The organism is Mycoplana rhizolycopersici (assembly GCF_013378445.1).
GTDB classification, from domain to species: domain Bacteria; phylum Pseudomonadota; class Alphaproteobacteria; order Rhizobiales; family Rhizobiaceae; genus Mycoplana; species Mycoplana rhizolycopersici.
In genome coordinates this window covers 48,096-71,571 of sequence record NZ_JABXYK010000020.1, presented here as the reverse complement: position 1 = coordinate 71,571, position 23,476 = coordinate 48,096, and the positions used below count along the sequence as shown (strand labels likewise).

Below are 23,476 nucleotides of genomic sequence, written 5' to 3'. Positions count from 1 at the left end.
CATTTGCCGTCCGTCAGACTTGACCACGCCCCGCCCTTCCCCCATAGCGAGGGCAAATATTTCCAGACACGGACGGACCATCCCATGGGTTTCAAATGCGGTATCGTCGGGCTGCCCAATGTCGGCAAGTCCACTCTCTTCAACGCGCTGACGAAGACGGCGGCTGCACAGGCGGCCAACTATCCCTTCTGCACGATCGAGCCGAATACCGGCGAAGTCGCCGTTCCCGACGCGCGCATGCAGAAGCTTGCAGCCATCGCGGGCTCCAAGGAAATCATCCCGACCCGCATCTCCTTCGTCGATATCGCCGGCCTCGTGCGCGGGGCTTCGAAGGGCGAAGGCCTCGGCAATAAGTTTCTCGCCAACATCCGCGAAGTCGATGCAGTCGTCCATGTGCTGCGCTGCTTCGAAGACGATGACATCACCCATGTCGAGGGCCGCATCAACCCGGTTGGCGACGCTGAGACGATCGAGACCGAGCTGATGCTCGCCGACCTCGAAAGCCTCGAACGCCGCGTCGAGCAGACCCGCAAGCGCGCCGCCAGCAAGGACAAGGATTCACTCGCCCAGCTACCGATCATGGAAGCTGTGGTGAAGCTGCTGCAGGACGGCAAACCGGCCCGCCTCCTCCTGAAGACACTCGCACCTGAAGAGATCGACATCCTGAAGGGGCTCAACCTTCTGACCTCGCATCCGGTTCTCTATGTCTGCAATGTCGCCGAGGCCGACGCATCGACCGGCAACACGCATACCGAGGCCGTCGCCGCCATGGCCAAGGAACAAGGCGCCGAATGCGTGGTCATCTCGGCTGCGATCGAATCCGAGGTCGCCCAGCTTCCGGAAGAAGAATCAGCAGAATTCCTGTCGGCGCTCGGCCTTGAAGAAGCAGGCCTCGACCGCCTGATCCGTGCGGGCTATCACCTCCTCGACCTCATCACCTATTTCACCGTCGGCCCGAAGGAAACACGCGCCTGGACCATCGTCCGTGGCACCAAGGCGCCGCAGGCCGCAGGTGTCATCCATACGGATTTCGAACGCGGCTTCATCCGTGCCTTCACCATCTCCTATGACGACTACATCGCCTACAAGGGCGAAGTCGGCGCCAAGGAAGCCGGCAAGGGCCGCGACGAAGGCAAGGAATACGTCGTCCAGGACGGCGACGTCATCCACTTCCGCTTCAACACCTGATGCGGTTTCCTCGGTGGCCGCGCCGGCGCGGCCACCGAGAGATGTTCAATCGCACGCCGTCAGTGGACGGCGTGCAGCCTCGAGGAAATCTCCCGCGGCATGAAGCCCATGACGAAGCGCCGCAGCGCCGGCCAGAAGATGCCGACGCCGAGCACGACGACCCCCACCGTCAGGATCGTGACATAGACGTAGTTCGAGGCCTCGAAGGCGTTCTCGCGCAGCAGCGTCCAGATCGAAAGGCCGAGCGACAGGAGCCCCGACGTCACGAAGGCGCGCCGGTCGATCACCAGCCCCACCAGCATGAAGATACAGACGATGGCGATGACCATCCCGGCCTGCAGATAGGTCGTCTCGCTGCCCCACCAGTCTCCCGAAAAGCGGTTGATGAACACGAAGGCGAGCATCGCGTACAGCAGGAAGGGTGCGGCGCCGAGATGCAGCCAGAAGGCGATGTCGGAACGGCGCGTCTGCCGCTGCGGATCGGCCAGATCATAGCGCATGGCGACCGCAAACAGGCCAAGCGCCGCGACCAGGAAGACCAGCGCAGCCACAAGGCTGTGGTCGACGATGAACTGGTCCGTGCCGGCAATTTTGCCAAGAAGAACCAGTACGAGCAGAACAGCCAGCGCAAAGGCTGAAATCAACGTCAGCGCCAGCGATAGCGGCACCCGATAGCGCCAGTAGTAAAGCCCGAGCAGCACCGGATAGCTCGCCAGGAACGCGCAGGCGTAGGTCACCGCGTTCCAGCCCTCGCCGAACGGCCCGAGCGCGGTCGCGATCAGGTAGCCGGCGCCCTGCACGAAGGCGATCGTCAGCGCGAAGGCCGGCAGCGCCAGCCGCTGCCGGCGCACCAGCACCTCGCTCAGGACCAGGACGGCCGGAACGAGCGCCAGCACGCTGGCAAGACCGCTGAGGCCGACGAGCGCCACCACGACGCCGATGGTGATCAGGACGTCGTGGAAGCCGCGAACGAAGCGCGGCGCCTCCGTATCCTCGATGTCGCGCGGCGGGGACGCGAAGTCCTCCGCGTCGATTGCCGGGGTCGCGGCGACATAGCTGCCATGCGCCTGCAGGTAGGTTGCAAGGCCTGTAACCTGGCCGTCGCTGATAATGCCTTGGCCCGCCGCCCGTCGCAGCGTTTCTTCGAGTTCCGTCATCAGGTCGTTTCCGTCATATTTCGGCCCATCCACTCTTTTTGATTGCAAGACCGGTGGTACATAAATCTGCTAGGCATGGCCAGTGGCCATGCTCCGGCCCGGTTCGGTCCAGCGCAGTCAGGGAGGCGACGCGATGCTGAGTTTCAAGGATTTCCCCGTCGGGCGGCGTTTCGATTTTCCGCCGCGCACCGTCACGGCCGAGGAGATCGTTACCTTTGCGCGCGAATTCGACCCGCAGCCGATGCACGTCGATGAAGCCGCCGGCAGGGCCAGCATCCTCGGCGGGCTGGCTGCATCCGGATGGCATACCAGCGCCATGATGATGCGCATGCTCTGCGACAGCTACATCAACCAGACCGCCGCAGAAGGTTCGCCGGGCGTCAGCGCCATGCAATGGAAGCGACCGGTGCTTGCCGGCGATACGCTTTCGGGCCATTGCACGGTAACGGAGGCACGCCTTTCGCGCTCCCGCCCCGAAATCGGCATCGTCCGCTTCGTCGCCAACGTCGTCAACCAGCATGGCGAGACGGTGGCGCTGTGCGACTATGCCAACATGATCCGTACCGAAGCCCCGGAGGCCGCCGCTCATGCGCATGGCTGAACTCTATGCCCTGAACGAGAAGATCGTCCTCGGCAGCCTTCATTTTTCAGCGGACGACATCGTGCGCTACGCCCGCCAGTTCGACCCGCAGCCCTTCCACATCGATGCGGAAGCGGCGCGGGATTCGCTGTTCGGCGGCCTGTGCGCCTCCGGCTGGCATACCTGTGCTGGATGGATGAAGACGTTCGTGGCGTTCTGGAGCGCCGAATATGCGCGGCTGAAACGTGAAGGCCGCACCCCGCCCGAGCTCGGCCCCTCCTCCGGCTTTCGCGACCTGCGATGGTTCAGGCCCGTCTTTACCGGCGACACCATCACCTATTCGGTGACGTTGCTCGATGCCCGCGAGCACCGCTCGCGGACCGACCGGAACCTGTGCACGATCCTGTGCGAAGGCATCAACCAGCACGGCGAACCGGTCATCCGCTTTGAGAGCACCGTGCTGGAATTCGTCTGACGGGCGAATCGCCCGACGCGCCTCAGTGCCCCTCGTAGGACACGAGCGTGCGCACCTCGACGCCCAGCGCCTCCAGCTTCGCCCGCCCGCCGAGCTCCGGCAGGTCGATGACGAAGCAGGCAGCGGCGATATCTGCACCGAGCTGGCGGATGAGGTTGGCGGCGGCAACGGCCGTGCCGCCCGTCGCGATCAGGTCGTCGACGAGAATGACCTTGTCGCCCGGCTTCAACGCATCCTTGTGGACCTCCATCTCGTCCACCCCGTATTCCAGGCTATAGGCGATGCTGACCGTCTCGCGCGGCAGCTTGCCCTTCTTGCGGATCGGGATGAAGCCCGAGGAAAGCTGGTGCGCCATGGCTCCACCGAGGATGAAGCCCCTCGCCTCAATGCCCACGACCTGTGCGATGCCGGTTCCGGCATAGGGATGGACGAGCTCGTCGACCGCGCGGCGGAACGCGCGCGGATTGCCGAGCAGCGTCGTGATGTCCCGGAACATGATACCCGGCTTCGGATAGTCCGGAATGTTGCGGATGGCGGCGATCAGTTCTTCCTGGAGCGTCATTTTCAAATTCCATTTTCGGCCGTGGAAAGGAAACGGGCAACGCGAACCGATTGCAAGGAAGAACTGTCGCCCCATTAAAAAAGGCGACCCGGAGGCCGCCTTCCTTGTCTTTTATGCGGAATCGCTCAGTGTTCCTTGCTGGCGTAAACCGACTTCTTGGTCAGGTAGATCAGGCCGGTGAAGATCACCAGGAAGACCATGACCATGAAGCCCATACGCTTTCGGGTTTCCAGGTGCGGCTCGGCCGCCCACATCAGGAACGCGGAAACGTCGTGCGCGTACTGGTCGACCGTCTGCGGCGCGCCGTCGTCATAGGTGACCTGGTCGGCCGACAGCGGCATTGCCATGGCAAGTGCCGCGGCATTGGCGAAGTACGGGTTGTAGTGCGTGCCTTCGGCCACTTCCACGCCGGCCGGCGGATCCTGGTAGCCGGTCAGAAGCGAGTAGATGTAGTCCGGCCCGCCTTCCTGATACTGCGTGAAGATGTCGATGACGAACTGCGGGAAGCCGCGGGTGATGCCGCGGGCCTTCGCGATCAGCGAGAAGTCCGGCGGGGCAGCACCGTTGTTGGATGCCGCAGCCGCCGCTTCGTTGGGGAACGGCGACGGGAAATAGTCGGACGGAACGGCCTTCCGCATGAACATCTCGCCATCGGCGTTCGGGCCGTCCTGAACCTCGTAGTTCGCCGCGAACGCCTTGACCTGGTCTTCGGAATAGCCGAGGTCGGTCAGCGTGCGGAAGGCGACGAGGTTCATCGAGTGACAGGCCGCGCAGACTTCGGTGTAGACCTTCAAGCCACGCTGCAGCTGGCCCTTGTCGTACTTGCCGAAGGGACCGGCAAACGACCAGTCCTGCTCGCGCGGATGGTTGATCGGATAGTGCGGCGTGGCGTGTTCCGCCTCCGCACCGCCGGCTGCGTGTTCGTCCTGCGCGGTTGCAATCGAGATGCCGAGACCGGCGACGACTGCGAGCGAAAGAAGGCTTGCAAGAAGCTTTTTCATTTATCGGTTCCTTTCGTCGCGTCGCGATCAGGCCTTGGCCAGCTGTGCGTTGGCGTTCTTCTGTTCCAGAACCGCTTCCGTGATGGAATTCGGAATGCGTTTCGGGGTCTCGATCAGGCCGAGGACCGGCATGATGACGAGGAAGAAACCGAAGTAGTAGAGCGTGCCGAGCTGCGAAAGGATGATGTAGATTCCCTCTGCCGGCATGGCGCCGAGCCAGCCGAGCATGATGGCATTGGCGACGAACAGCCAGAAGAACAGCTTGTACCAGGGACGGTATACCGCCGAGCGGACCTTCGAGGTGTCGAGCCAGGGCAGGAAGAACAGGATGATGATCGAGCCGAACATCACCAGAACGCCGCCGAGCTTGGAGTCGATCGGGCCGATATTGAAGGTGATGGCGCGCAGCATCGCGTAGAACGGCAGGTAGTACCATTCCGGAACGATGTGAGCCGGGGTCTTCAGCGGGTTCGCCGGAATGTAGTTGTCCGGGTGACCGAGGTAGTTCGGCATGTAGAAGATGAACCAGGCAAACACGATCAGGAACACCGAGACGCCGAACGCGTCCTTCAGCGTCGCATAGGGCGTGAAGGGAACGGTATCCGTCTTGGACTTGACCTCGACGCCGGTCGGGTTGGTCTGGCCGGTGACATGCAACGCCCAGACGTGCAGGACCACGACGCCGGCGATCATGAACGGCAGCAGGTAGTGCAGCGAGAAGAAGCGGTTCAGCGTCGGCTGGTCGACGGCAAAGCCGCCAAGCAGGAACTGCTGGATCCACTCGCCGACGAGCGGGAAGGCCGAGAAGAAGCCGGTGATGACGGTTGCGCCCCAGAAGGACATCTGGCCCCAGGGCAGCACGTAGCCCATGAAGCCCGTCGCCATCATCAGCAGGTAGATCACGACGCCGAGGATCCAGAGGATCTCGCGCGGCGCCTTGTAGGAGCCGTAGTAGAGGCCGCGGGCGATGTGGAGGTAGACCGCGATGAAGAAGAACGACGCACCGTTGGCGTGCATGTAGCGCAGCAGCCAGCCGTTGTTGACGTCGCGCATGATCTTTTCGACCGAGTTGAACGCCTCGTTGGTGCTGGCGACGTAATGCATCGCGAGGACGACGCCGGTCAGGATCTGCGAGATCAGCATCACCGAAAGCATGGCGCCGAAGGTATACGCATAGTTCAGGTTGCGCGGTACCGGATAGGAAATGAAGCTGTCATGGATCAGGCGCGGCAAAGGCATGCGCGAATCGATCCATTTTTCGATGCCGGTCGTCGGTTGGTATGTGGAATGCTCTGCACTCATAATCAGTCTTCCCCTCAACCGATCTTGATGACTGTGTCAGACACGAAACCAAAGGTCGGCACGTGCAGGTTCTCCGGCGCGGGACCTTTGCGGATGCGACCAGCCGTATCGTAATGCGAGCCGTGACAGGGACAGAACCACCCGCCGAAGTCCCCGGCCTGGCCGAGCGGCACGCAGCCGAGGTGCGTGCATGAACCGATCATGACGATCCAGTTCTCCTTACCCTCGCCGGCCGAACGATCGATGTCGGTCGCCTGCGCGTCAGATGCGAGGTTGGCGTTGCGGGCGACCGGATCCTTCAGGTCGCCAAGCGGAACGGCCTTCGCCTCTTCCACTTCCTTGTCGGTCCGGTTGCGGATGAAAATCGGCTTGCCGCGCCACTTCGCCGTCAGCGACATGCCGGGCGTGAGGCTGGACACATCGACTTCGATCGAGGCGAGCGCGAGCGTAGACGCATCGGGGCGCATCTGGTCGATGAACGGCCAGGCGACTGCGGCAGCGCCGACCACGCCCGCCATCCCCGTCGTAAGGTATAGAAAATCGCGACGCGTGGGCTCCCCCGCGGTCCCGCTTGTTGTGTCGTGTTCGCTCACGGCCTGACCATCCTCTCACGCAAAACTGCGAAATCCGCAGTGACCTCCTGCTGCCGGGAAAGCGGACACAATACGGCCATAGATTCCCCGCCAATTTGGCGGGTTCTATGCTTGATCGCGAAATATGTCCAGCCTTGGCAAGTACAGGTGGGCACAATGTCGCGGGAAAAGCCGGGCGTGTGTTTTCGTTGCCAAAGTAGATGCCGCAAGGAAACGCCGCGATTCAAGAACATCGCCCGGCCTGTTTCCCTCCACCCTATTCGGCCGCCTCGTCCCGGGCGAGGAAACCGCCCGACTGGCGCGCCCACAGCTCGGCATAGATGCCGCCCCGCGCCACCAGCTCCGCATGGGTTCCCTGTTCGACGATTCGGCCGCGATCCATGACCACGAGCCGGTCGAGCGCGGCGATGGTGGAGAGCCGGTGGGCGATGGCGAGAACGGTCTTGCCGTGCATCAGCTTTTCCAGGTTGGACTGGATCGCGGCCTCGACCTCCGAATCCAGCGCCGAGGTCGCCTCGTCGAGCACGAGGATCGGCGCATTCTTGAGCATGACGCGGGCGATGGCGATCCGCTGCCGCTGACCGCCGGAAAGCTTGACGCCGCGCTCGCCGACATGCGCGTCGAAGCCCTTGCGACCGCGCTGGTCCTCCAGGCGCGCGATGAACTCGTTGGCCTCCGCCCCGGCGGCCGCCTCGATCATCTCCGCCTCCGTCGCATCGGCCTTGCCGAAGAGGATGTTGTCGCGGATGGAGCGGTGCAGCAACGCGGTATCCTGACTGACCATGCCGATGCTGGCGCGCAGCGTCTCCTGCGTGACGGCGGCGATATCCTGGCCGGCGACGAGGATACGCCCGGCCTCCAGGTCGTAGAAGCGCAGAAGCAGGCTGACGAGCGTCGACTTGCCCGCCCCCGAGCGGCCGACGATGCCGACCTTCTCGCCCGGCCGGATCGTCAGCGACAGGTCGTCGATGACGCCGGACTGGCGTCCGTAGTGGAAGCGGATGTGCTCGAAGCGGATCTCCGGCGTCGTCACCACGAGCGGGCGCGCGTCGGGCCTGTCCACCAGCCCGATCGGCTGCGAGATCAGTTCGGCGGAATTCTGGATCGTGCCGATGTTGCGCATGATGTTGTTCAGCTGCGTCATCAGCCGGTTCAGCAAAAAGTTGAGCCGCAGCACCAGCGCCATGGTGAAGGCGACCGCGCCGGAGGTAATCGAGGAGGCGAGCCAGAGATGGATGCAGAGCACGCCCATAGACACGATCATGATGCCGGACAGGAGCGCCATCGAGGCTCGCACGCCCGTGAGGAACCGGGCGAAGCGTCTGATGGTCTCCTGGTAGGTCTCGAAGCCTTGCAGCATGTAGCGGTCGTTGACGTCGTCGCGGCCAAAAAGCTTGAGCGTCTGCACGTTGGAATAGGCATCGACCATGCGGCCGTTCAGCATCGAGGCGGCTTCCGCCGATTCCTTCGAGTGAAAGCGGATGCGCGGCACGAAGAAACGCGCCAGCAGCGAAAAGACGCCGATCCAGACGCAGATGATCGCAGCCAGCCTCAGATCCAGTCCGCCGATCAGCACCAGCGTCGAGGCGGCGTAGATCGTCACGAACCAGACGCTTTCCATGAACGAGGTGATGACGTCGCCGGTCGCCTGCCCCGCCGACCACACCTTGGTGACGATCCGGCCGGAAAAGTCGTTCTGGAAGAAGGAGAGCGACTGGCGCGCGACGTGGGCATAGGACTGCCAGCGCACCATGTTGTAGAAGCCCTGGGTGATGACCTGCTGGTCGAACAGTGCGGTCAGGAAGGTGACGGCGAAGCGGACAAGACCGATCAGCACCAGCATCGCCAGCAGTTCATAGCCGTGTCCGGCGATCAGGCCGCCCCAGCCGTCCGCAGGCTTCACGCTGGCGAGGATGTCGACGATCCGCCCGACGAACCAGAAGGTTGCCGCCTCTATCGCGGCCGTCAATCCGCCGAGGAGCAGCATCGCCACGAACGGCCCCGGCGCCTGGCGCACGTAGAACCAGGCAAAGCCGATCAGGCCGGACGGCGGGCGCAGGTCCTTTGTCCGCGCGAACGGCTTGATCCAGTTTTCGAAGTAGGAAAAGAGCGCGCGCAGAACCATGGCCGAAGATATAGGATGATTCCGCGGCGCGGCAAATTAAAGTTCGGCAAGGAAAGGCGCCGCTAGAGGCCCGCTTTCCCTGCCGCGAAACGGGCCGCAGACGCCGTTCTTCAGCCGGAGTCGCGGCGTTTACGTCGCATTGCACAATAAAATATTCGCATTTGCGAGATAAAATAATCATTCAGAATCATAATGTTGGCCAATAGTGACACGGATGATCCCGCGTAAACCTACTTGCGCCGCCGGCCCGATTTGACAATAGAAACGGCCGTTCTTGGTTAGATCTACGAAGGATTTCCTCCCGATCCACCCGCATTTCATCCAAGTTCGAACTTTGGAAGGCGGCGCGTCCCGGCACCGGTCCCTGGTGCCTCCTCCCCTCATCGCGATCGCCGGTTACAACGATATCGAGGTCAGTCTCTTGGTAGCATTGCCAAACAACTCCGCGAATGCGAGCGCCGCTGCTTCTGACGGCACCGCATCGAACCACCGGTTTGCGCTGATCGCGCTCACCTCCCTGTTCTTCATGTGGGGCTTCATCACCTGCCTGAATGACATTCTCGTGCCGCACCTGCGCAACGTCTTCTCGCTGAACTACACGCAGTCGATGCTGATCCAGTTCTGCTTCTTCGGAGCCTACTTCCTGGTATCGCTGCCGGCGGGCGCCATCGTCCGCCGCATCAGCTACAAGGGCGGCATCGTGCTCGGCCTCGTCGTCGCAGCGATCGGCTGCGCGCTGTTCGTGCCCGCCGCCTCCTACCGTGCCTATCCGCTCTTCCTCGGCGCCCTGTTCGTGCTGGCAAGCGGCATCACCCTTTTGCAGGTGGCCGCCAACCCCTACGTCACCGTGCTCGGTCCGCCCGACACCGCCGCAAGCCGCCTCACCATGACGCAGGCGTTCAACGCGCTCGGGACCACGCTCGCGCCGATGTTCGGGGCGCTTTTGATCCTCGGCAGTGCCGCCGCCGCCACCGCCGGCATGACGCCCGAGCAGATCGATACGCTGAAGAGCGCCGAAGCTGCCGCCGTCAAGGCCCCCTATCTCGGCCTCGCCGCCGCCTTCCTGCTGTTGGCCGCCGTGTTTGCCGCGCTGAAGCTGCCCAAGGTCGACGCCTTTGAAGAAGTCGCACCGATCACCGACACCGGCTCGGCCTGGAGCCACCGCCACCTCGTCCTCGGCGCGATCGGCATTTTCCTCTATGTCGGCGCGGAGGTCAGCATCGGCAGCTTCCTCGTCAACTTCTTCGGTGAACGGTCGATCGCCGGCATGCCGGAGGCCGAGGCCGCCCACTACGTCGCCTATTTCTGGGGCGGCGCCATGATCGGCCGCTTCATCGGCTCCGTTGCCATGCGCTACATCGACGACGGCAAGGCACTGGCCTTCAACGCCGCGATCGCCATGTTGCTGTTGCTCGTGACGGTGTTCACCTCCGGCAGCCTTGCCATGTGGGCGGTGCTCGCGATCGGCCTCTTCAACTCGATCATGTTCCCGACGATCTTCTCGCTCGGCCTCTATGGCCTTGGGCGCCACACGAGCCAGGGCTCCGGCATCCTGTGCCTTGCCATCGTCGGCGGCGCCATCGTGCCCGTCGCCATGGGCGCGCTCGCCGATGCCATCGGCATCCAGCACGCCTTCCTGCTGCCGGTTCTGTGCTACGTCTACATCGCCTACTACGGCCTCAAGGGCCACAAGCCGACCTGAGGCGGCGGGACGACACGGCCGTCAAGGTCAAAACCGCACAAACGGCGCGCCCCGACCGGGGGCGCGCCGTTTGCATTCGGAAACAGCCGCGACACCCCCTCACCGTCACACCGGACCTGATCCGGTGTCCAGCAGCGCCGCGTCCGCGGCGCAGGAAACGTTTATCCCGCAAGGACTTGCGCGGCTGGATGCCGGCTCGGGGGCCGGCATGACGGCAGGGTGAGGGCTTGGCATCCATTTCACCCAGTCCTGCTCCAATGCCGCCTCGCCCTTCTACTCCGCCGCCGCCTCGCTCTTCTCGTCGTCAGCGATGAAGCCGCCGGACTGGCGGCGCCAGAGGTCGGCATAGATGCCGTGGCCGGCGACGAGTTCAGCGTGGCTGCCGGTCTCGTGGATCCGCCCCTTGTCGAGAACCACGAGGCGGTCCATCTCCGTCAGCGTCGACAGCCGGTGGGCGATGGCGATCACCGTCTTGCCCTGCATCAGCGCGAACAGGTTCTCCTGGATCGCCGCCTCGACTTCGGAATCCAGCGCCGACGTCGCCTCGTCGAGGATCAGGATCGGCGCATCCTTGAGGAAGACGCGGGCGATCGCGATGCGCTGGCGCTGGCCGCCGGAGAGTTTCACGCCGCGCTCGCCGACCTGGGCATCCAGCCCCTGGCGCCCCTGCATGTCGACGAGGTCCTCGATGAAGCTCCACGCATTGGCGCGCTTCGCCGCCTCGATGATCTCCGCATCGCTCGCCTCCGGCCGGCCGTAGGCGATGTTGTCGCGGATCGACCGGTGCAGCAGCGAGGTATCCTGCGTGACGACGCCGATCTGGCTGCGCAGGCTGTCCTGCGTCACCTTCGAGATATCCTGCCCGTCGATCGCGATGCGGCCCTTCTCCAGATCGTAGAAGCGCAGCAGCACGTTCATCAGCGTCGTCTTGCCAGCACCCGACCGGCCGACAAGGCCGATCTTCTCGCCCGCCCGGATGGACAGCGACAGATCCTCGATCACGCCCTTGTTCTTGCCGTAGTGGAAGCCGACGTTCTCGAACACGATCGCTCCCTTGCGCGCCGAAAGGGCTGCGGCCTGCGGATGGTCGGTGATGTCGTGCGCATTCGTCATCATGCCCATGCCGTCATAGACGGTGCCGATGTTTTCGAAGAGCGCGGACACTTCCCACATGATCCACTGCGACATGCCGTTGATGCGCATGGCCAGGCCGATGGCGATTGCGATCGCGCCGACCGAGATTGCACCGTTCAGCCAGAACCAGATCGACAGGGCCGAGATGAAAAACAGCGCCACGCAGTTGTTCAGGTAGACGAGGATATGGAACATCGTCACCTTGCGCATCTGGCGATGCACGGTCTGAAGGAATTCGTCCATCCCGTTGCGCGCATAGGATTCTTCCCGGCCGGCATGCGAGAAAAGCTTCACCGTTGCGATGTTGGTGTAACTATCGACGATCCGCCCGGTCATCATCGAGCGGGCGTCGGCCTGTTGGGAGGAGATCTTGCGCAGCTTGGGCACGTAGTACCACACGATCGCCACATAGACCGCCAGCCAGACGAGCAGCGGGGCGACGAGGCGCAGGTCTGCGCTCGCCACCACCGCGATCATCGTTACGAAATAGGTGACCACGTAGACGAACACGTCGAGGATCTTCATCACCGTCTCGCGCACGGCGAGCGATGTCTGCATCACCTTGGTGGCGACCCGGCCGGCGAACTCGTTGGCAAAGAACGTCATGCTCTGCCGCAGCAGGTAGCGGTGCATCTGCCAGCGCGCGATCATCGGATAATTGCCGAGCAGCACCTGGTGCATGATGATCGAATCGAGCGCCACCACCAAAGGCAGGCCGACGAGCACGATCGCCCCCATCCAGTAGAGGCGTGGCGCCTCGGTCTCAAGGAAGGTCGCGCGGTCGGCGCTCGACAGCCAGTCGACGATGTTGCCGAGAAACTGGAACAGCATCACCTCTCCGACGGCGATCAGCGCCGTCAGTACCGCCATGATCGCAAGCCAGGGCGCGGCCGCACGCGTGTAATGCCAGCAGAAGGCAAAAAGCCCCTTCGGGGGGAGCTTCGGCTCCTCGGAGGGATAGGGATCAAGTCTTTTTTCAAACCAGCCGAACATGGTGGCAGTCTCTCCGAAACAACCCCGGAAACGGCGCGGCGCATTGCGCGGTCGCGCATGGGCCCCGTCGGGGCCACCGGGAAACCGCGATACGGCACAGAGGCCAGTGCGCGGTCATTGAAAAACGAAAGTCGGGAAAAGCGTCGAACGCCTAGACGAGAGCGATGGCGATGCCGTCAAGGAGGCGTGGTCGATAAGCTGTATCCATCCGGATGCCTCCCTTTTCTCGCGTTGAAGATAACGTTTGTTACCCTGAATTACGCATTTTTGCCAGAGGCCATGCCCAATATTTCATCGATCCGGCACCACCTGTTGCCCGGCCGGCACAGCGGTCGCGCCGATCTCGCACAAGGCTCCCCTTTGGCTGCGGTTCCGTTTGCGCTATGGCAGGGGCATGTCTGACCTTCGCATCGCCCTTTACCAGCCGGATATCGCCGGCAACACCGGAACCATCATGCGGCTCGCCGCCTGCCTCGGCATGGGCGTCGACATCATCGAGCCTGCCGGCTTCGACATTTCCGACCGCAACCTGAAGCGCGCGGGGATGGATTATCTTGCCGCGGTCCGGCTTGTCCGTCACGTGACGTGGGAACGCTTCGAGGAATGGCGCCTCTCCACCGGCAGGCGGCTCGTGCTCGCCTCGACGAAGGCCGCCCTTCCCTATGTCGATTTCGAATACCATGCCGACGATATCATCCTCCTCGGGCGCGAAAGCGCCGGCGTGCCGGACCACGTCCACGAGAAGGCGGATGCCCGCCTGCTCATTCCGATGGTCGAAGGCCAGCGCTCCATCAATGTTGCCATGTCGGCGGCGATGATCGCCGGCGAGGCCTTGCGGCAGACGGGCTTCGGCTGAGATTGCCTGATGCCCGTTCGCGCACCCGCAGCCGCTAGGCGACATCGTCGTAGACGCTCTCCCAGCGCGCGGCCCGCAGCGCCCTCGCCCACCACAAGAGCCGGTTCACCATCACGATTACCGGCCCCTTCATCTGCGACGGGCGCATGGGGTTTCCTTCCGAATCGAACTGCGACCACGCATGGGCCAGGCTGACGGTGTCGCGGATCGCGACCGCGTGCAGCTCGGCGAACACCAACCGCAACTGCTCCACCGCCCGCAGTCCGCCCGAAATGCCGCCATAGGAAACGAAAGCGACCGGCTTTGCGTGCCACGGCTTGTAGGTGCTGTCGATCAGCGCCTTCAACACCGCGGGATAGCCGTGGTTGTACTCCGGCACGACGATGATGAAGGCGTCGGCCCGTGCCAGCTGTGTCTCGATTTCCGCGGCCGAGCGCGCATCCGGCCCGCTGGCGGTAAAGGTCAGCCGGGCTGGATCGATGATCGCGACGTCGAAACCGCTCAATCCCTCGAGCTCGGACAGGAGCCAGTTCGCCACCGTATCGCAGAAGCGCTCCTCACGAGCGCTTCCATAGATGATCGCGATGCGGATTTTCTCATTCATGCCTGTGGTCTCCAGCAAGCGTTTCAATCGTGTGGAGACGATGCTATAAAACCTCAACCAATATTGAGGTCAATGCGGCGAATGAAGAAAGTTGCAAGGAAGCCGATACCCTTCGAGCTGAGCGTCGGCGAAGTGGCGGCCCGAAGCGGCGTGGCCGTTTCGACGCTGCATTTCTACGAGACCAAGGGCCTGATCCGGAGCAATCGCAACCGCGGAAACCAGAGGCGCTATCCGCGCTCGATCCTGCGCCGGGTGGCGGTGATCAAGATCGCCCAGCGCACGGGCATACCGCTTGCGGAAATCGCAGAAGCGCTGTCCGCGCTGCCGCACGACAGACCGGTTGCCGCCGAGGACTGGCGATCCCTGTCGCAGAACTGGCAGCAGGGCCTCAATGAACGGATCGCCGTCTTGACCGCGCTGCGCGACCAGCTCGAAGGCTGCATCGGCTGCGGCTGCCTCTCGATGCACGACTGCCCCTTGCGCAACCCTCACGATGAGCTTGCCAAGGCGGGACCGGGTGCCCGGCTGATCGGCCCCTGAACGGAAAAAGCCACGCAAGCGCTGCGTGGCTTCACACGATGACCGGTCTTTCGGCCTGAACTTGCGCGATCAGGGAATCTTGCTGGCGAGCAGCTTGTCGATCCGGCGTCCGTCCATGTCGACCACCTCGAACTGCCAGCCCTGCGTCTGCACGATCTCGCCGGTGACAGGCAGGTGCTGCAGCACGTCGATGATCAGGCCGGCGACGGTCTGGTAGCCGCGGTTATCCGGCAGCGACAGACCAATCCGGTCGGCAAGCTCATCGATCGGCATCGAGCCGGAGAGCAGCCAGGATCCGTCGGCGCGCTGGACGGCATATTCGTCCTCTTCGCCCTCGCCGATGTCCGAACGGAACACGCCGGCGATGGCTTCCAGCACGTCCGCGGGCGTCAGCACGCCTTCGAAATGCCCGTACTCGTCGTGCACCAGCAAGATCGGCACGTCGGAAGAGCGCAATGCCTCGAGCACGCGCATGGCGTCCATACTGTCGGGAATGACCGGCGCCTGGCGGATATAGCTGCGGATGTCGAAGGGCGCGCCCGAAGCGACCGCGGGCAGAAGCTCGCGCGTCTGCAGGATGCCCATGATCGATTCGATACCGTTTTCGCTGACCGGAAGGCGCGAGTGCTGGCTGGTGAAGATCTGCTGGCGGATTTCCGCCGGATCGTCGCTGAGATCGATCCAGTCGACGTCCTTGCGCGGGGTCATCAGGCCGCGCGCTTCGCGGTCTGAAAAGCGCATCACGCCTGCAATCATGCTCTGCTCACCGCTTTCGATGACGCCGGCTGCTTCCGCTTCCGCCATGACCGCCTTGATTTCCTCGTCGGTCACCACGCTTTCGGGCGCCTCGTGCAGCCCCATGGTGCGGAAGATGAGGCGCGTCGAACCGTCGAGGAGCCAGACGAACGGCCCGCCGATCTTGGACAAAAGCGCCATCATCGGCGCCACGTTGCAGGCGAAACGCTCGGGATTGCGCAGCGCGATCTGCTTTGGAACCAGTTCGCCGACAACGACGGAAAGATAGGTGATCAGCGTGATGACGATGCCGTAGCCGAGCGGGCCGGCAAGCCAGATCGGTACGTTGGAATCGCGCAGGATCTCGCCGAGGCGCTCGCCGAGTGCGGCACCCGAGACCGCGCCGGCCAGGATGCCGACCAGCGTGATGCCGATCTGGACGGTGGAGAGGAATTTTCCCGGATTGTCGGCAAGCCTGATGGCCGTCTCCGCTCCGCGCCGCCCCTGGGCAGCCATCGTTCTCAGGCGGACTTTCCGCGAAGAGACGATCGAGAGTTCCGAGAGAGCGAAAATTCCATTGATGACGATAAGAAGAAATGCAATCGCAAGTTCGAACAAGCGGTGTTCGCCGGACGCATTGATCGAACCGGCACCTTTCAGCTGTTTCAGATGGCCGCAACTTAGGGGCCGGCGAGGCCGCGGTCAATGTGTCGCGTGCCGGCCGGCGAACGAATTGTGGCGGGAATGGCGACGCAGCCATGGCGGTGCGGAAGCGGCCCCGTCTGCAGCTTATTCCAAGCGGCCGGCCGGTCCGACGAGGGACCGGCCGGCATCGTGGGGCAATCGAGATGCCTGCGCGGCTCCGGAAGGGGCACTTCGCCCCCTCTCGCACGGTCACGCTAGGCGGTGACCCAGCATTTCGTAAGCGCGTGGCCGCCCATCAGCTCCCCGTTCGGGTCGTCCACCCAGCCGCCGACCTTCGCGGTCGTCGCATCGATGTAGTTGTTGAACATCGGCACTATGGCACCGCCCTCGTCGCGCAGGATCATCGCCGCCTGCCGATACATGGCCTTGCGCTTGCTCTCGTCCAGTTCGGAGCGCGCACCGATGATCAGCTTGTCGAAGTCCTCGCGGAAGAACCGGGTGTCGTTCCATTCCGCCTTGGAAAGATAGGCGATCGAATAGACCTGATCCTGGGTGGGACGGCCGGTCCAGTAGGACATCGAAAAGGGCTGCTGATTCCAGACGTCCGACCAGTAGCCGTCTCCCGGCTCCCGCTTGATCTCGACGGTGATGCCGCATTTGGCCGCACTCTGCTGGAAAAGCTGCGCCGCATCCACGGCCCCCGGGAAGGCGACGTCCGACGTGCGCAGCAGCACGGAACCGCTATGGCCGGACTTCTTGTAGTGCTCGGCGGCCTTCTCCGGATCGAACACGCGCTGCTCGATGTCGTCGTCGAACAGCGGATAGCCCTTGATCATCGGCGTGTCGTTGCCGACGGTGCCGTAGCCGCCCAGGATCTTCTGCACCATCTCCTCGCGATCGACGGCGTATTTCAGCGCCAGCCGCAGGTCGTTGTTATCGAAGGGTGCAGTGTTGCAATGGGCGATCATCACGTAATGGCCCTTGCCCGGCACGTTGCGGATAGTCACGCCCGGGACACGCTTCACGAGCTCGACGACCTTGGGCTCTACACGGTTGATCATGTCGATCTGGCCGCTCTGAAGCGCTGCCGTGCGCGCTGTCGAATCGTTCATGACGATGATCTCGATGGTGTCGGCGTGGCCGCGCTGGTCGCTTCCCCAGTAACCCTCGTGCTTCTGGCCGACATGGCGAACGCCGGGCTCGTTGACGACCACCTTGTAAGGCCCGGTGCCGATGCCCTCCGTCGGATTGTCCTTGCCCCCGTTCGGCTGGATCATCAGGTGATAGTCGCTGACCACATAGGGCAGATCGGCGTTCGGCTCCTTAAGGGTGATGACGACGTTGCGGCCGTCCGCCTTCACGGTTTCGAACTCGGAAACGAAGGCGAGTGCGGCGGATTTCGAATTCGCGTCCGCATGGCGCTCGAGCGTCGCGACGATGTCGGCGGGCGTCAGTTCCTTGCCGTTGTGGAACGTGACGTCCTGGCGGATCCGGAAGGTCCACGTCTTTGCGTCCTTGGACGCCTCGTAGGATTCGGCGAGGCGATATTCGATCTCGCCCGCAGGCGAGACTTCCAACAGTTGCTCGCCCCAACAGCGACCCATCGTATAGGGCACCTGGCTTGCCCAGGTCGCGGGATCCAGGCTGTCGGTGGCAGCACCGCCCACGAGGCCGGCGCGCAACATGCCGCCCTTTACCGGCCCCTGCGCCCGGGCCGCACTCGACAGCAGGGCGTTTGCCGCAGCCGCGGACACCCCAAGGGCGGCAGCCCGGCTCAGAAATTCACGCCGGGAAAGGCGTCCACCTGCGACAAGCCTGCTGAGATGATCGAATTCCATCGTCACATTTGCACTCCTCGATCCGGTTTGGCAGCGGCCATCCTGCATCGCCTAAATCGTTATTGCAAATGGGCTTCTGTCTCTGGTTGTGCCGTCTGCCGCAGCGCCGCGACTGCCTGCTGCGATCGTCGGCGCCTTCGGTTGAGACGAATTGCCAATAGATTGAGACGGATCGCCCATACAAAGCTCACCCATTCCCCCCTGCTCCTATAGATAGATCGTCCGACTAGAACACGTCCCGGCAAACCGCAGGCAGACGGCACGAATCAGACCGTCATTACTCATCTGACAGACCTGGCGCTGCTACCGACCGACGAGACACGCCATCTGAGCGTCGCCTGGGAAATGTTCATGCGAAAGGGCTGGTACGACTTGAAGCTGAACTTCTGACCCTATCAAGCCGCCGCTGCTGTTCTGGCTGAGCCTTATGGGGAGCCGCAGGAGGTCGCGGCATACCGGCAGATCCTGGACGGTCCCTACCGGTCGAGGAGGATGGGCGTTTTTGAGAAGGATGCCGTACGCTAGTCCAGATCGACTTTGTCGTCCGCATTGGGGCTTTGCGCCAAGGACACCGGCCCGCTGCGAAGCGGCGCTCAATCGGCGCTCGGTAGCCGACGCATCGTGAACTCGATCCTGTCGCCCTCCAGCGACCGCCAGCTTTCGACCTCCGTCCAGTAGGCGGCCTTCGGCCAGGTGTCGAACCACTCGCGCGCCTTCTGCCGCGCGGCGTCCCGCTCGAGAAGGAAGGTCTCGCGAATGAATTGCCCGTTGCGTCTTGCGGGACGAGCCCGCCTGCTTTCTTCGATCCGCCGCTTCAGTCCGTCGAGCGGCGGAGGACCTGGAATACGCGCCATTCAGAAGCCTCCGGCAGCACATTCATGCATCTAAGATAGGATGCCCGTACGTCTTTGGCGAGTCGCTTCAAGAAGCGCGAATGCGACGGCGAAGTTGCCAAACGGCGGCAAAAAATGGGAAGTGTGCCGGAATTCGAATCGGCCGTACAATACGGCCAGACAATCGGGAAACGACAATGGAAAGACCGGACCTGCCGATGGGCCTGCCGGACGACATCGAGGAATGCAAGGCAAAGGCGCGCGACTGGTTCGAGGCGCTGCGCGACCAGTTGTGCCATATCTTCGAAACGCTGGAAGACGAACTGGAAGGTCCCTTGAGCGACCGCGAGCCGGGGCGCTTCGCCCCGCGCGACTGGCAGCGCGACGACGGCCAGGGCGGCGGCGGGCGCATGTCCTTGATGTCGGGTCGCGTCTTCGAAAAGGTCGGAATCCATACGTCGACCGTGCACGGCGAATTTTCGCCCGAGTTCCGCAGCCAGATCCCGGGCGGATCCGAAGATCCGCGCTTCTGGGCATCCGGGATCTCGCTGATCGCCCACCCGGTGAACCCCAACGTGCCGACGGTGCACATGAACACGCGCATGGTCGTCACCACCAGCCACTGGTTCGGCGGCGGCGCCGACCTGACGCCGATGCTCGGGCGCCGGCGCGTTCAGACTGATCCCGATACGGTGCTGTTCCATCGGGCGATGGAGATCGCCTGCAGCCAGCATCCCGTTGCCGACTATGAGAAGTTCAAGGCCTGGTGCGACGAATACTTCTTCCTCAAGCATCGCAACGAGCCGCGCGGCACCGGCGGCATCTTCTACGACTGGCTGCATTCGCCGCAGGACAAAGGCGGTTGGGAGGCGGACTTCGCCTTCACCCGCGACGTCGGCCGCGCATTCGGCCTGGTCTATCCGAAGATCGTCCGCAACAACTTCAACAATGGCTGGACCGAAGAGGACCGCGACGAACAGCTGATCAGGCGCGGACGCTACGTCGAATTCAATCTGCTCTACGACCGGGGCACGATCTTCGGCCTGAAGACCGGTGGCAATGTGGAATCCATCCTGTCCTCGCTCCCCCCTGTCGTGCGCTGGCCCTGACGCAGGCCGCGCAAAAGCGTGCAGCGACTTTGCAATGACGACGTGCTTGAAATTCAAGGCGTCGGGGGTATTTCGCGGCCCGCGTCAGCCAGGCTTGCGCCAGATCAACAACGCCGTTCGCATACCGTACTAGTTTTTTTCATGATACGATCATCCCGCATGGTTCCATCGGAGGAGGGTTATCATGACGACTGTGACTGCCGGCATGCCGAACGACGCAGACATCATCAATTCCATCGCTGAGAAATTGCGCATCGAGAGTGGCAGCAATCTGCCGCGAGACTATTTCCTGCCGCAGGCCCGCCTGCAATTGTCCCGCAAGCAGGCACCGGACAGGACCAAGGACGAGAAATATCAATCGTCCGCATGCTTCGATGCCTGGGCGAAACCGGAGCAGGGCCGGGCCAGCAACTGAAGGCTCACGGCAATGCGGATCGCGGCGGGATGGAACCTCGTCGCACGGTCCACGTTTTCCTTGAATGCCTGTAAGATGTTCCGGCTGCCGAGCCTGGCCGGCAAGGAACGAGAAATGAAAGCCAGCAATCGAAGGGAGATTTGCAATGAGACTTTTCGAATGCGGAACCCTCGTCCCGGGTTGTGAATGGCATACACGCGCCGACAACGACGCCGAAGTCGTGCGCCGGGCCGTCGAGCACCTGCGTAACGCGCATGGCGAAACGGTCATTCGCGAAAACATGGTCGACAACATCAAGGCGCGGATCGTCGACGAGAACAAGGTCGGCGCCTGAATTGTCCCCCTGAACTGTCCCTGAGGCGTCATCCGACCCAGCCAGCCCATACACCGCCGCCTGTAGCGCGGCGGTGTAATGCATTTTACCATCGGCAAACGGTCCGGCTACCGCCCGGTGCTTTCCGCCAGACGTAAAAGCAGGGTGTCACGATCGAGATTGAAATTCGCCTCGACCCAGTCCTTTTCCAGCGCAGCGAGCACCGCGCCGACCTTCGGTCCGGCAGGCACGCCGGCTGCAAGAACGTCTGCGCCCGACAGCGGGAAGCTCGGCCGCGTCCAGCGTTCGGCGCGATCAAGCAAGCGCTGGCATAGTCCGACATGGGCCATCTGCGCGGGATCGTTCTCCGCCTTGCTTCGGGCGGAAGCGAGCGCAAGCTTGAGCCGCACGACGAGACCCTGCGGGCCGCTTCGGTAGAGCATGCGGTCGAACGCGGTGTCTGCCAGCGTCGCCGGTATCTGCGGCGCTGCCGCCCAATCGCCGAGAAACGCAGCTTCCGCGCGCGAAAGCTTGAGGCGGGCGGCAAGGGCTGCGAGCCGCTCCGCATCGGGCGGCACCACCGCTGCAAGCCGCAAGAGCGGCTCGGGCGTCCAGCCGAATGCCTGTTCGGCGGCGACCAGGCCCGGGATCGCGTCGATGCCCCACTTCTCCGTCTCCGGCAGGATTTCCGTCAGCACGCCGGATTGCCGCATCCACAGCAGCGCGCGGAACGGATCGGGTGCGGCAAGCAACTTCTTCGTCTCAGACCAGACGCGCTCCGCCGACAGCGATTGCAGCTTGTCCTTGGCCCGCGCGCAAGCCCTGAGCCCGTCCGCATCCGGCCGCCCGCTGCCGTAAAGGGCGAAGAAGCGGAAGAAGCGCAGGATGCGCAGATGATCCTCGGCGATCCGCTTCGCGGCATCGCCGATGAAGCGGATGGTGCGGCTTTCGATGTCCGGAAGGCCGCCGACGAGATCGACCACCTCGCCCTCGATCGTCGCGTAGAGCGCGTTGATCGTCAGGTCGCGGCGCTCCGCATCGTCCTGCCAACTTGTGCCGAACGCCACCTGCGCGCGGCGTCCGTCGGTCTCCATGTCGCGCCGCAGCGTCGTCACCTCGAAGGGGGCGCCGCCGATGACCAGCGTCACCGTGCCGTGCTCGATGCCCGTCGGCACCGCCTTGATGCCCGCAGCCTTGGCGCGCGCCACCACTTCGGCCGGCACCAGCGTCGTGGCGATGTCGATGTCGCCGGCTGGCAGGTTCATCAGGCTGTTGCGCACCGCCCCGCCGGCAATCCGCGCTTCTCCGCCATCGGCGTTCAGCATGGTCAGCACGCGCCTGAGCGCCGGCTCCCTGAACCAGTCCCGATCAGCAACCGATATCATGCGTAAAGCCTTTCATAGATCACCCGAATGATCCCGGCGGTGATGCCCCATATGTTTCGCCCCTCATAGGGCATGCGATAATAGTGACGCTCGCTGCCCAGCCAGACGCCGCTGCCCATTTCGTGGTTGGCGGGGTCCATCAGGAAGGACAGGGGAACCTCGAACACGTCCGCCACCTCGGTCGGATTGAGGCTGAGCGAGAAACCCGGCCTCACAACCGCCAGCACCGGCGTTATCCGGAAGCCGGAAAGCGCCATGTAGTCCGGCAGCCGCCCGACCGGCTCCACCAGCCGGCGGTCCAGCCCGATCTCCTCCTCCGCCTCGCGCGCCGCGGCCGCCTCGACGTCGTGATCCTCGTCGTCCACCGCCCCGCCCGGAAAGGCGATCTGGCCGGAGTGCTTGCGCAAGGTGGCGGTACGCTGCGTGAAGATGAGGCGCGCATCGTCGCCCTCGTCGATGGCCGCCACCAGCACGGCCGCGTCCTTCAGCTTCATTTCCTCCACATGCGGGATCGTCGCCGGGTTCAGCTTGGCATCACCCGTGTCGCGCCAGCTGTCGGCGGTGATCGTCTGCGTCTGCGCGATCGCCCGCTTGCGGAATTCGGCCGCGCTGTAGAGGGAAAGGCTCATCGCGACAGCGCGTCCAGTTCCGCCTGCGGCATGATCGGAAAGATGACACCGCCCGAGCGCACCACGAACATCGCCCTGCCCTCGAGCTCCAGCGTCTCGCCGAGGGCGACGATGTCGTACATCACCGGCCGTGCCACCAGCGCCTCCAGCCGGCCGCGCACATGCAGGTAGGGTTTCAATTCTTTGTTACTGCCGTGGACGACGAAGCGCAGGGCGTGCTCGTCGCCGGCCTCGACCACATCGCCGACATTGGTGCGGAAGGTCAGCACCTGCTCGTCGCCCGCGCCGTGCGAATCCATCTCGACGGCGACGAAGGGCGCATCGACCACGCGGATGCCGACCTTTTCCACAGGCGTCACGAGATAGGTCTTTCCGTCTTCCTCGCGGCGCAAAACGGTGGAAAACAGCCGCACCAGCGGCGCGCGGCCGATGGGCGTACCCATGTAGAACCACGTGCCGTCCGCGCGGATCTCCATGTCGATATCGCCGCAATCAGGTGGATTCCACTTGTCGACCGGCGGCAGGCCGCGCTCCCGCCCGCCTTTGTCGGCCGCCGCGCGGGCAATCAGCGCCGCCAGTCCGGCGGCATCGCCCGAAGCCTGAATTTCGCCCTTCGCCATTGTTCCGTCCCGGTTGGCCCCTATCTCAAGCTCTTGTGACGAGATAGACATTTCATGCTGACTTGTCAGCAGCAGGAGAGCCGATAAGCTCAAAACTATCGGCCATTGGAGCGGCACCCGCCAACCGGCGGGCGGCGGAAAA

At 63.5% G+C, this 23,476-nt stretch carries 23 protein-coding genes; 9 read left to right on the top strand and 14 right to left on the bottom strand.

All coding sequences use genetic code 11. From position 1 onward, the window contains the following. Positions 1-84 precede the first annotated feature (84 nt). The gene (gene ychF, locus HV823_RS23105) at positions 85-1,188 is read left to right on the top strand and encodes a redox-regulated ATPase YchF (protein WP_176952031.1); all 1,104 of its coding nucleotides are present in this window, start codon (positions 85-87) and stop codon (positions 1,186-1,188) included. Between the two features lie 59 nt (positions 1,189-1,247). Here the strand turns inward: ychF and HV823_RS23100 are convergent, their stop codons facing one another. Beyond that, a complete protein-coding gene (locus HV823_RS23100) occupies positions 1,248-2,345 on the bottom strand; it encodes a hypothetical protein (protein WP_176952030.1) in 1,098 nt (365 codons plus the stop codon). 133 nt (positions 2,346-2,478) lie between these two features. On the opposite strand from HV823_RS23100, the gene HV823_RS23095 reads away from it, so the two are divergent. Together HV823_RS23095 and HV823_RS23090 are read left to right on the top strand one after the other, a co-directional pair. After that, a complete protein-coding gene (locus HV823_RS23095) occupies positions 2,479-2,946 on the top strand; it encodes a MaoC family dehydratase (protein ID WP_176952029.1) in 468 nt (155 codons plus the stop codon). Next, positions 2,933-3,400: a MaoC family dehydratase gene (locus HV823_RS23090; RefSeq protein ID WP_176952028.1), complete on the top strand. Its 468-nt coding sequence runs from the start codon at positions 2,933-2,935 to the stop codon at positions 3,398-3,400. The genes HV823_RS23095 and HV823_RS23090 overlap by 14 nt, the downstream gene beginning before the upstream one ends. A gap of 22 nt (positions 3,401-3,422) precedes the next feature. Here the strand turns inward: HV823_RS23090 and HV823_RS23085 are convergent, their stop codons facing one another. From HV823_RS23085 to HV823_RS23065, 5 genes are all read right to left on the bottom strand, one after another. Continuing rightward, positions 3,423-3,962, bottom strand: coding sequence for an adenine phosphoribosyltransferase (locus HV823_RS23085; protein WP_176952027.1), 540 nt, complete (start codon positions 3,960-3,962; stop codon positions 3,423-3,425). A 125-nt stretch (positions 3,963-4,087) separates the two neighbouring features. Then, positions 4,088-4,963 (bottom strand): cytochrome c1, encoded by an 876-nt coding sequence (locus HV823_RS23080; protein WP_176952026.1) that lies wholly within the window; start codon positions 4,961-4,963, stop codon positions 4,088-4,090. 27 nt (positions 4,964-4,990) lie between these two features. After that, complete coding sequence (locus HV823_RS23075) at positions 4,991-6,265, bottom strand: cytochrome b (protein ID WP_176952025.1); 1,275 nt, start codon at positions 6,263-6,265, stop codon at positions 4,991-4,993. Between the two features lie 14 nt (positions 6,266-6,279). Then, positions 6,280-6,858 (bottom strand): ubiquinol-cytochrome c reductase iron-sulfur subunit, encoded by a 579-nt coding sequence (petA, locus tag HV823_RS23070; RefSeq protein ID WP_176952024.1) that lies wholly within the window; start codon positions 6,856-6,858, stop codon positions 6,280-6,282. A 256-nt stretch (positions 6,859-7,114) separates the two neighbouring features. Continuing rightward, a complete protein-coding gene (locus HV823_RS23065) occupies positions 7,115-8,983 on the bottom strand; it encodes an ABC transporter ATP-binding protein (RefSeq protein WP_176952023.1) in 1,869 nt (622 codons plus the stop codon). A 430-nt stretch (positions 8,984-9,413) separates the two neighbouring features. Here HV823_RS23065 and fucP point away from each other — a divergent pair, with 430 nt between their 5' ends. Next, positions 9,414-10,685 carry an L-fucose:H+ symporter permease gene (fucP, locus tag HV823_RS23060; RefSeq protein ID WP_246301894.1) on the top strand — a complete coding sequence of 424 codons (1,272 nt, stop codon included), beginning with the start codon at positions 9,414-9,416 and terminating at the stop codon, positions 10,683-10,685. Between the two features lie 273 nt (positions 10,686-10,958). Here fucP and HV823_RS23055 read toward each other — a convergent pair whose 3' ends face one another. Further along, positions 10,959-12,812, bottom strand: coding sequence for an ABC transporter ATP-binding protein (locus HV823_RS23055; RefSeq protein ID WP_176952022.1), 1,854 nt, complete (start codon positions 12,810-12,812; stop codon positions 10,959-10,961). A 394-nt stretch (positions 12,813-13,206) separates the two neighbouring features. On the opposite strand from HV823_RS23055, the gene HV823_RS23050 reads away from it, so the two are divergent. After that, complete coding sequence (locus HV823_RS23050; protein WP_176952021.1) at positions 13,207-13,668, top strand: tRNA (cytidine(34)-2'-O)-methyltransferase; 462 nt, start codon at positions 13,207-13,209, stop codon at positions 13,666-13,668. A gap of 34 nt (positions 13,669-13,702) precedes the next feature. Here the strand turns inward: HV823_RS23050 and HV823_RS23045 are convergent, their stop codons facing one another. After that, on the bottom strand, positions 13,703-14,272 hold the full coding sequence (locus tag HV823_RS23045; protein WP_176952020.1) for an NADPH-dependent FMN reductase: 570 nt from the start codon (positions 14,270-14,272) through the stop codon (positions 13,703-13,705). A gap of 81 nt (positions 14,273-14,353) precedes the next feature. Here HV823_RS23045 and soxR point away from each other — a divergent pair, with 81 nt between their 5' ends. Continuing rightward, positions 14,354-14,812 carry a redox-sensitive transcriptional activator SoxR gene (gene soxR / locus HV823_RS23040; protein ID WP_176952019.1) on the top strand — a complete coding sequence of 153 codons (459 nt, stop codon included), beginning with the start codon at positions 14,354-14,356 and terminating at the stop codon, positions 14,810-14,812. Between the two features lie 69 nt (positions 14,813-14,881). Here the strand turns inward: soxR and HV823_RS23035 are convergent, their stop codons facing one another. The 3 genes from HV823_RS23035 to HV823_RS23025 all read right to left on the bottom strand — a co-directional run bounded on the left by HV823_RS23035 (position 14,882) and on the right by HV823_RS23025 (position 18,884). Continuing rightward, positions 14,882-16,165: a hemolysin family protein gene (locus HV823_RS23035; protein WP_176952018.1), complete on the bottom strand. Its 1,284-nt coding sequence runs from the start codon at positions 16,163-16,165 to the stop codon at positions 14,882-14,884. Positions 16,166-16,446: 281 nt separating this feature from the next. Further along, positions 16,447-18,030 (bottom strand): ABC transporter substrate-binding protein, encoded by a 1,584-nt coding sequence (locus tag HV823_RS23030; protein WP_246301893.1) that lies wholly within the window; start codon positions 18,028-18,030, stop codon positions 16,447-16,449. 593 nt (positions 18,031-18,623) lie between these two features. Further along, positions 18,624-18,884: a hypothetical protein gene (locus HV823_RS23025; RefSeq protein ID WP_176952016.1), complete on the bottom strand. Its 261-nt coding sequence runs from the start codon at positions 18,882-18,884 to the stop codon at positions 18,624-18,626. A 176-nt stretch (positions 18,885-19,060) separates the two neighbouring features. On the opposite strand from HV823_RS23025, the gene hemF reads away from it, so the two are divergent. The 3 genes from hemF (at position 19,061) to HV823_RS23010 (ending at position 20,721) form a co-directional block, all read left to right on the top strand. Continuing rightward, a complete protein-coding gene (gene hemF, locus HV823_RS23020; RefSeq protein WP_176952015.1) occupies positions 19,061-19,972 on the top strand; it encodes an oxygen-dependent coproporphyrinogen oxidase in 912 nt (303 codons plus the stop codon). A 184-nt stretch (positions 19,973-20,156) separates the two neighbouring features. Continuing rightward, positions 20,157-20,387, top strand: coding sequence for a hypothetical protein (locus tag HV823_RS23015; RefSeq protein WP_176952014.1), 231 nt, complete (start codon positions 20,157-20,159; stop codon positions 20,385-20,387). A 145-nt stretch (positions 20,388-20,532) separates the two neighbouring features. Then, positions 20,533-20,721, top strand: coding sequence for a DUF1059 domain-containing protein (locus tag HV823_RS23010; protein ID WP_176952013.1), 189 nt, complete (start codon positions 20,533-20,535; stop codon positions 20,719-20,721). A 107-nt stretch (positions 20,722-20,828) separates the two neighbouring features. Here HV823_RS23010 and HV823_RS23005 read toward each other — a convergent pair whose 3' ends face one another. Genes HV823_RS23005 through HV823_RS22995 form a run of 3 tightly spaced genes read right to left on the bottom strand, consistent with a single transcriptional unit; the run spans position 20,829 to position 23,334 of the window. Next, positions 20,829-22,085 carry a CCA tRNA nucleotidyltransferase gene (locus tag HV823_RS23005; protein ID WP_176952012.1) on the bottom strand — a complete coding sequence of 419 codons (1,257 nt, stop codon included), beginning with the start codon at positions 22,083-22,085 and terminating at the stop codon, positions 20,829-20,831. Next, complete coding sequence (locus HV823_RS23000; protein WP_176952011.1) at positions 22,082-22,714, bottom strand: CoA pyrophosphatase; 633 nt, start codon at positions 22,712-22,714, stop codon at positions 22,082-22,084. Before HV823_RS23000 ends, HV823_RS23005 begins: the two co-directional genes overlap by 4 nt. Further along, positions 22,711-23,334, bottom strand: a complete 624-nt coding sequence (locus HV823_RS22995) for a DUF1285 domain-containing protein (protein WP_176952010.1) — start codon at positions 23,332-23,334, stop codon at positions 22,711-22,713. Before HV823_RS22995 ends, HV823_RS23000 begins: the two co-directional genes overlap by 4 nt. Between the last annotated feature and the right edge of the window lie 142 nt (positions 23,335-23,476).

Bases quoted from the DNA above. Each gene is read 5' to 3' on its own strand.
- HV823_RS23015 (WP_176952014.1), top strand. From the start codon at position 20,157: ATGACGACTGTGACTGCCGGCATGCCGAACGACGCAGACATCATCAAT.
- HV823_RS23065 (WP_176952023.1), bottom strand. From the start codon at position 8,983: ATGGTTCTGCGCGCGCTCTTTTCCTACTTCGAAAACTGGATCAAGCCG.
- HV823_RS22995 (WP_176952010.1), bottom strand. From the start codon at position 23,334: ATGGCGAAGGGCGAAATTCAGGCTTCGGGCGATGCCGCCGGACTGGCG.
- HV823_RS23000 (WP_176952011.1), bottom strand. From the start codon at position 22,714: ATGAGCCTTTCCCTCTACAGCGCGGCCGAATTCCGCAAGCGGGCGATC.
- HV823_RS23090 (WP_176952028.1), top strand. From the start codon at position 2,933: ATGCGCATGGCTGAACTCTATGCCCTGAACGAGAAGATCGTCCTCGGC.
- HV823_RS23085 (WP_176952027.1), bottom strand. From the start codon at position 3,962: ATGACGCTCCAGGAAGAACTGATCGCCGCCATCCGCAACATTCCGGAC.
- soxR (WP_176952019.1), top strand. From the start codon at position 14,354: ATGAAGAAAGTTGCAAGGAAGCCGATACCCTTCGAGCTGAGCGTCGGC.
- HV823_RS23050 (WP_176952021.1), top strand. From the start codon at position 13,207: ATGTCTGACCTTCGCATCGCCCTTTACCAGCCGGATATCGCCGGCAAC.
- HV823_RS23025 (WP_176952016.1), bottom strand. From the start codon at position 18,884: ATGGCGCGTATTCCAGGTCCTCCGCCGCTCGACGGACTGAAGCGGCGG.
- HV823_RS23095 (WP_176952029.1), top strand. From the start codon at position 2,479: ATGCTGAGTTTCAAGGATTTCCCCGTCGGGCGGCGTTTCGATTTTCCG.
- HV823_RS23005 (WP_176952012.1), bottom strand. From the start codon at position 22,085: ATGATATCGGTTGCTGATCGGGACTGGTTCAGGGAGCCGGCGCTCAGG.
- ychF (WP_176952031.1), top strand. From the start codon at position 85: ATGGGTTTCAAATGCGGTATCGTCGGGCTGCCCAATGTCGGCAAGTCC.
- HV823_RS23075 (WP_176952025.1), bottom strand. From the start codon at position 6,265: ATGAGTGCAGAGCATTCCACATACCAACCGACGACCGGCATCGAAAAA.
- HV823_RS23045 (WP_176952020.1), bottom strand. From the start codon at position 14,272: ATGAATGAGAAAATCCGCATCGCGATCATCTATGGAAGCGCTCGTGAG.
- HV823_RS23055 (WP_176952022.1), bottom strand. From the start codon at position 12,812: ATGTTCGGCTGGTTTGAAAAAAGACTTGATCCCTATCCCTCCGAGGAG.
- HV823_RS23080 (WP_176952026.1), bottom strand. From the start codon at position 4,963: ATGAAAAAGCTTCTTGCAAGCCTTCTTTCGCTCGCAGTCGTCGCCGGT.
- HV823_RS23100 (WP_176952030.1), bottom strand. From the start codon at position 2,345: ATGACGGAACTCGAAGAAACGCTGCGACGGGCGGCGGGCCAAGGCATT.
- HV823_RS23010 (WP_176952013.1), top strand. From the start codon at position 20,533: ATGAGACTTTTCGAATGCGGAACCCTCGTCCCGGGTTGTGAATGGCAT.
- HV823_RS23030 (WP_246301893.1), bottom strand. From the start codon at position 18,030: ATGGAATTCGATCATCTCAGCAGGCTTGTCGCAGGTGGACGCCTTTCC.
- hemF (WP_176952015.1), top strand. From the start codon at position 19,061: ATGGAAAGACCGGACCTGCCGATGGGCCTGCCGGACGACATCGAGGAA.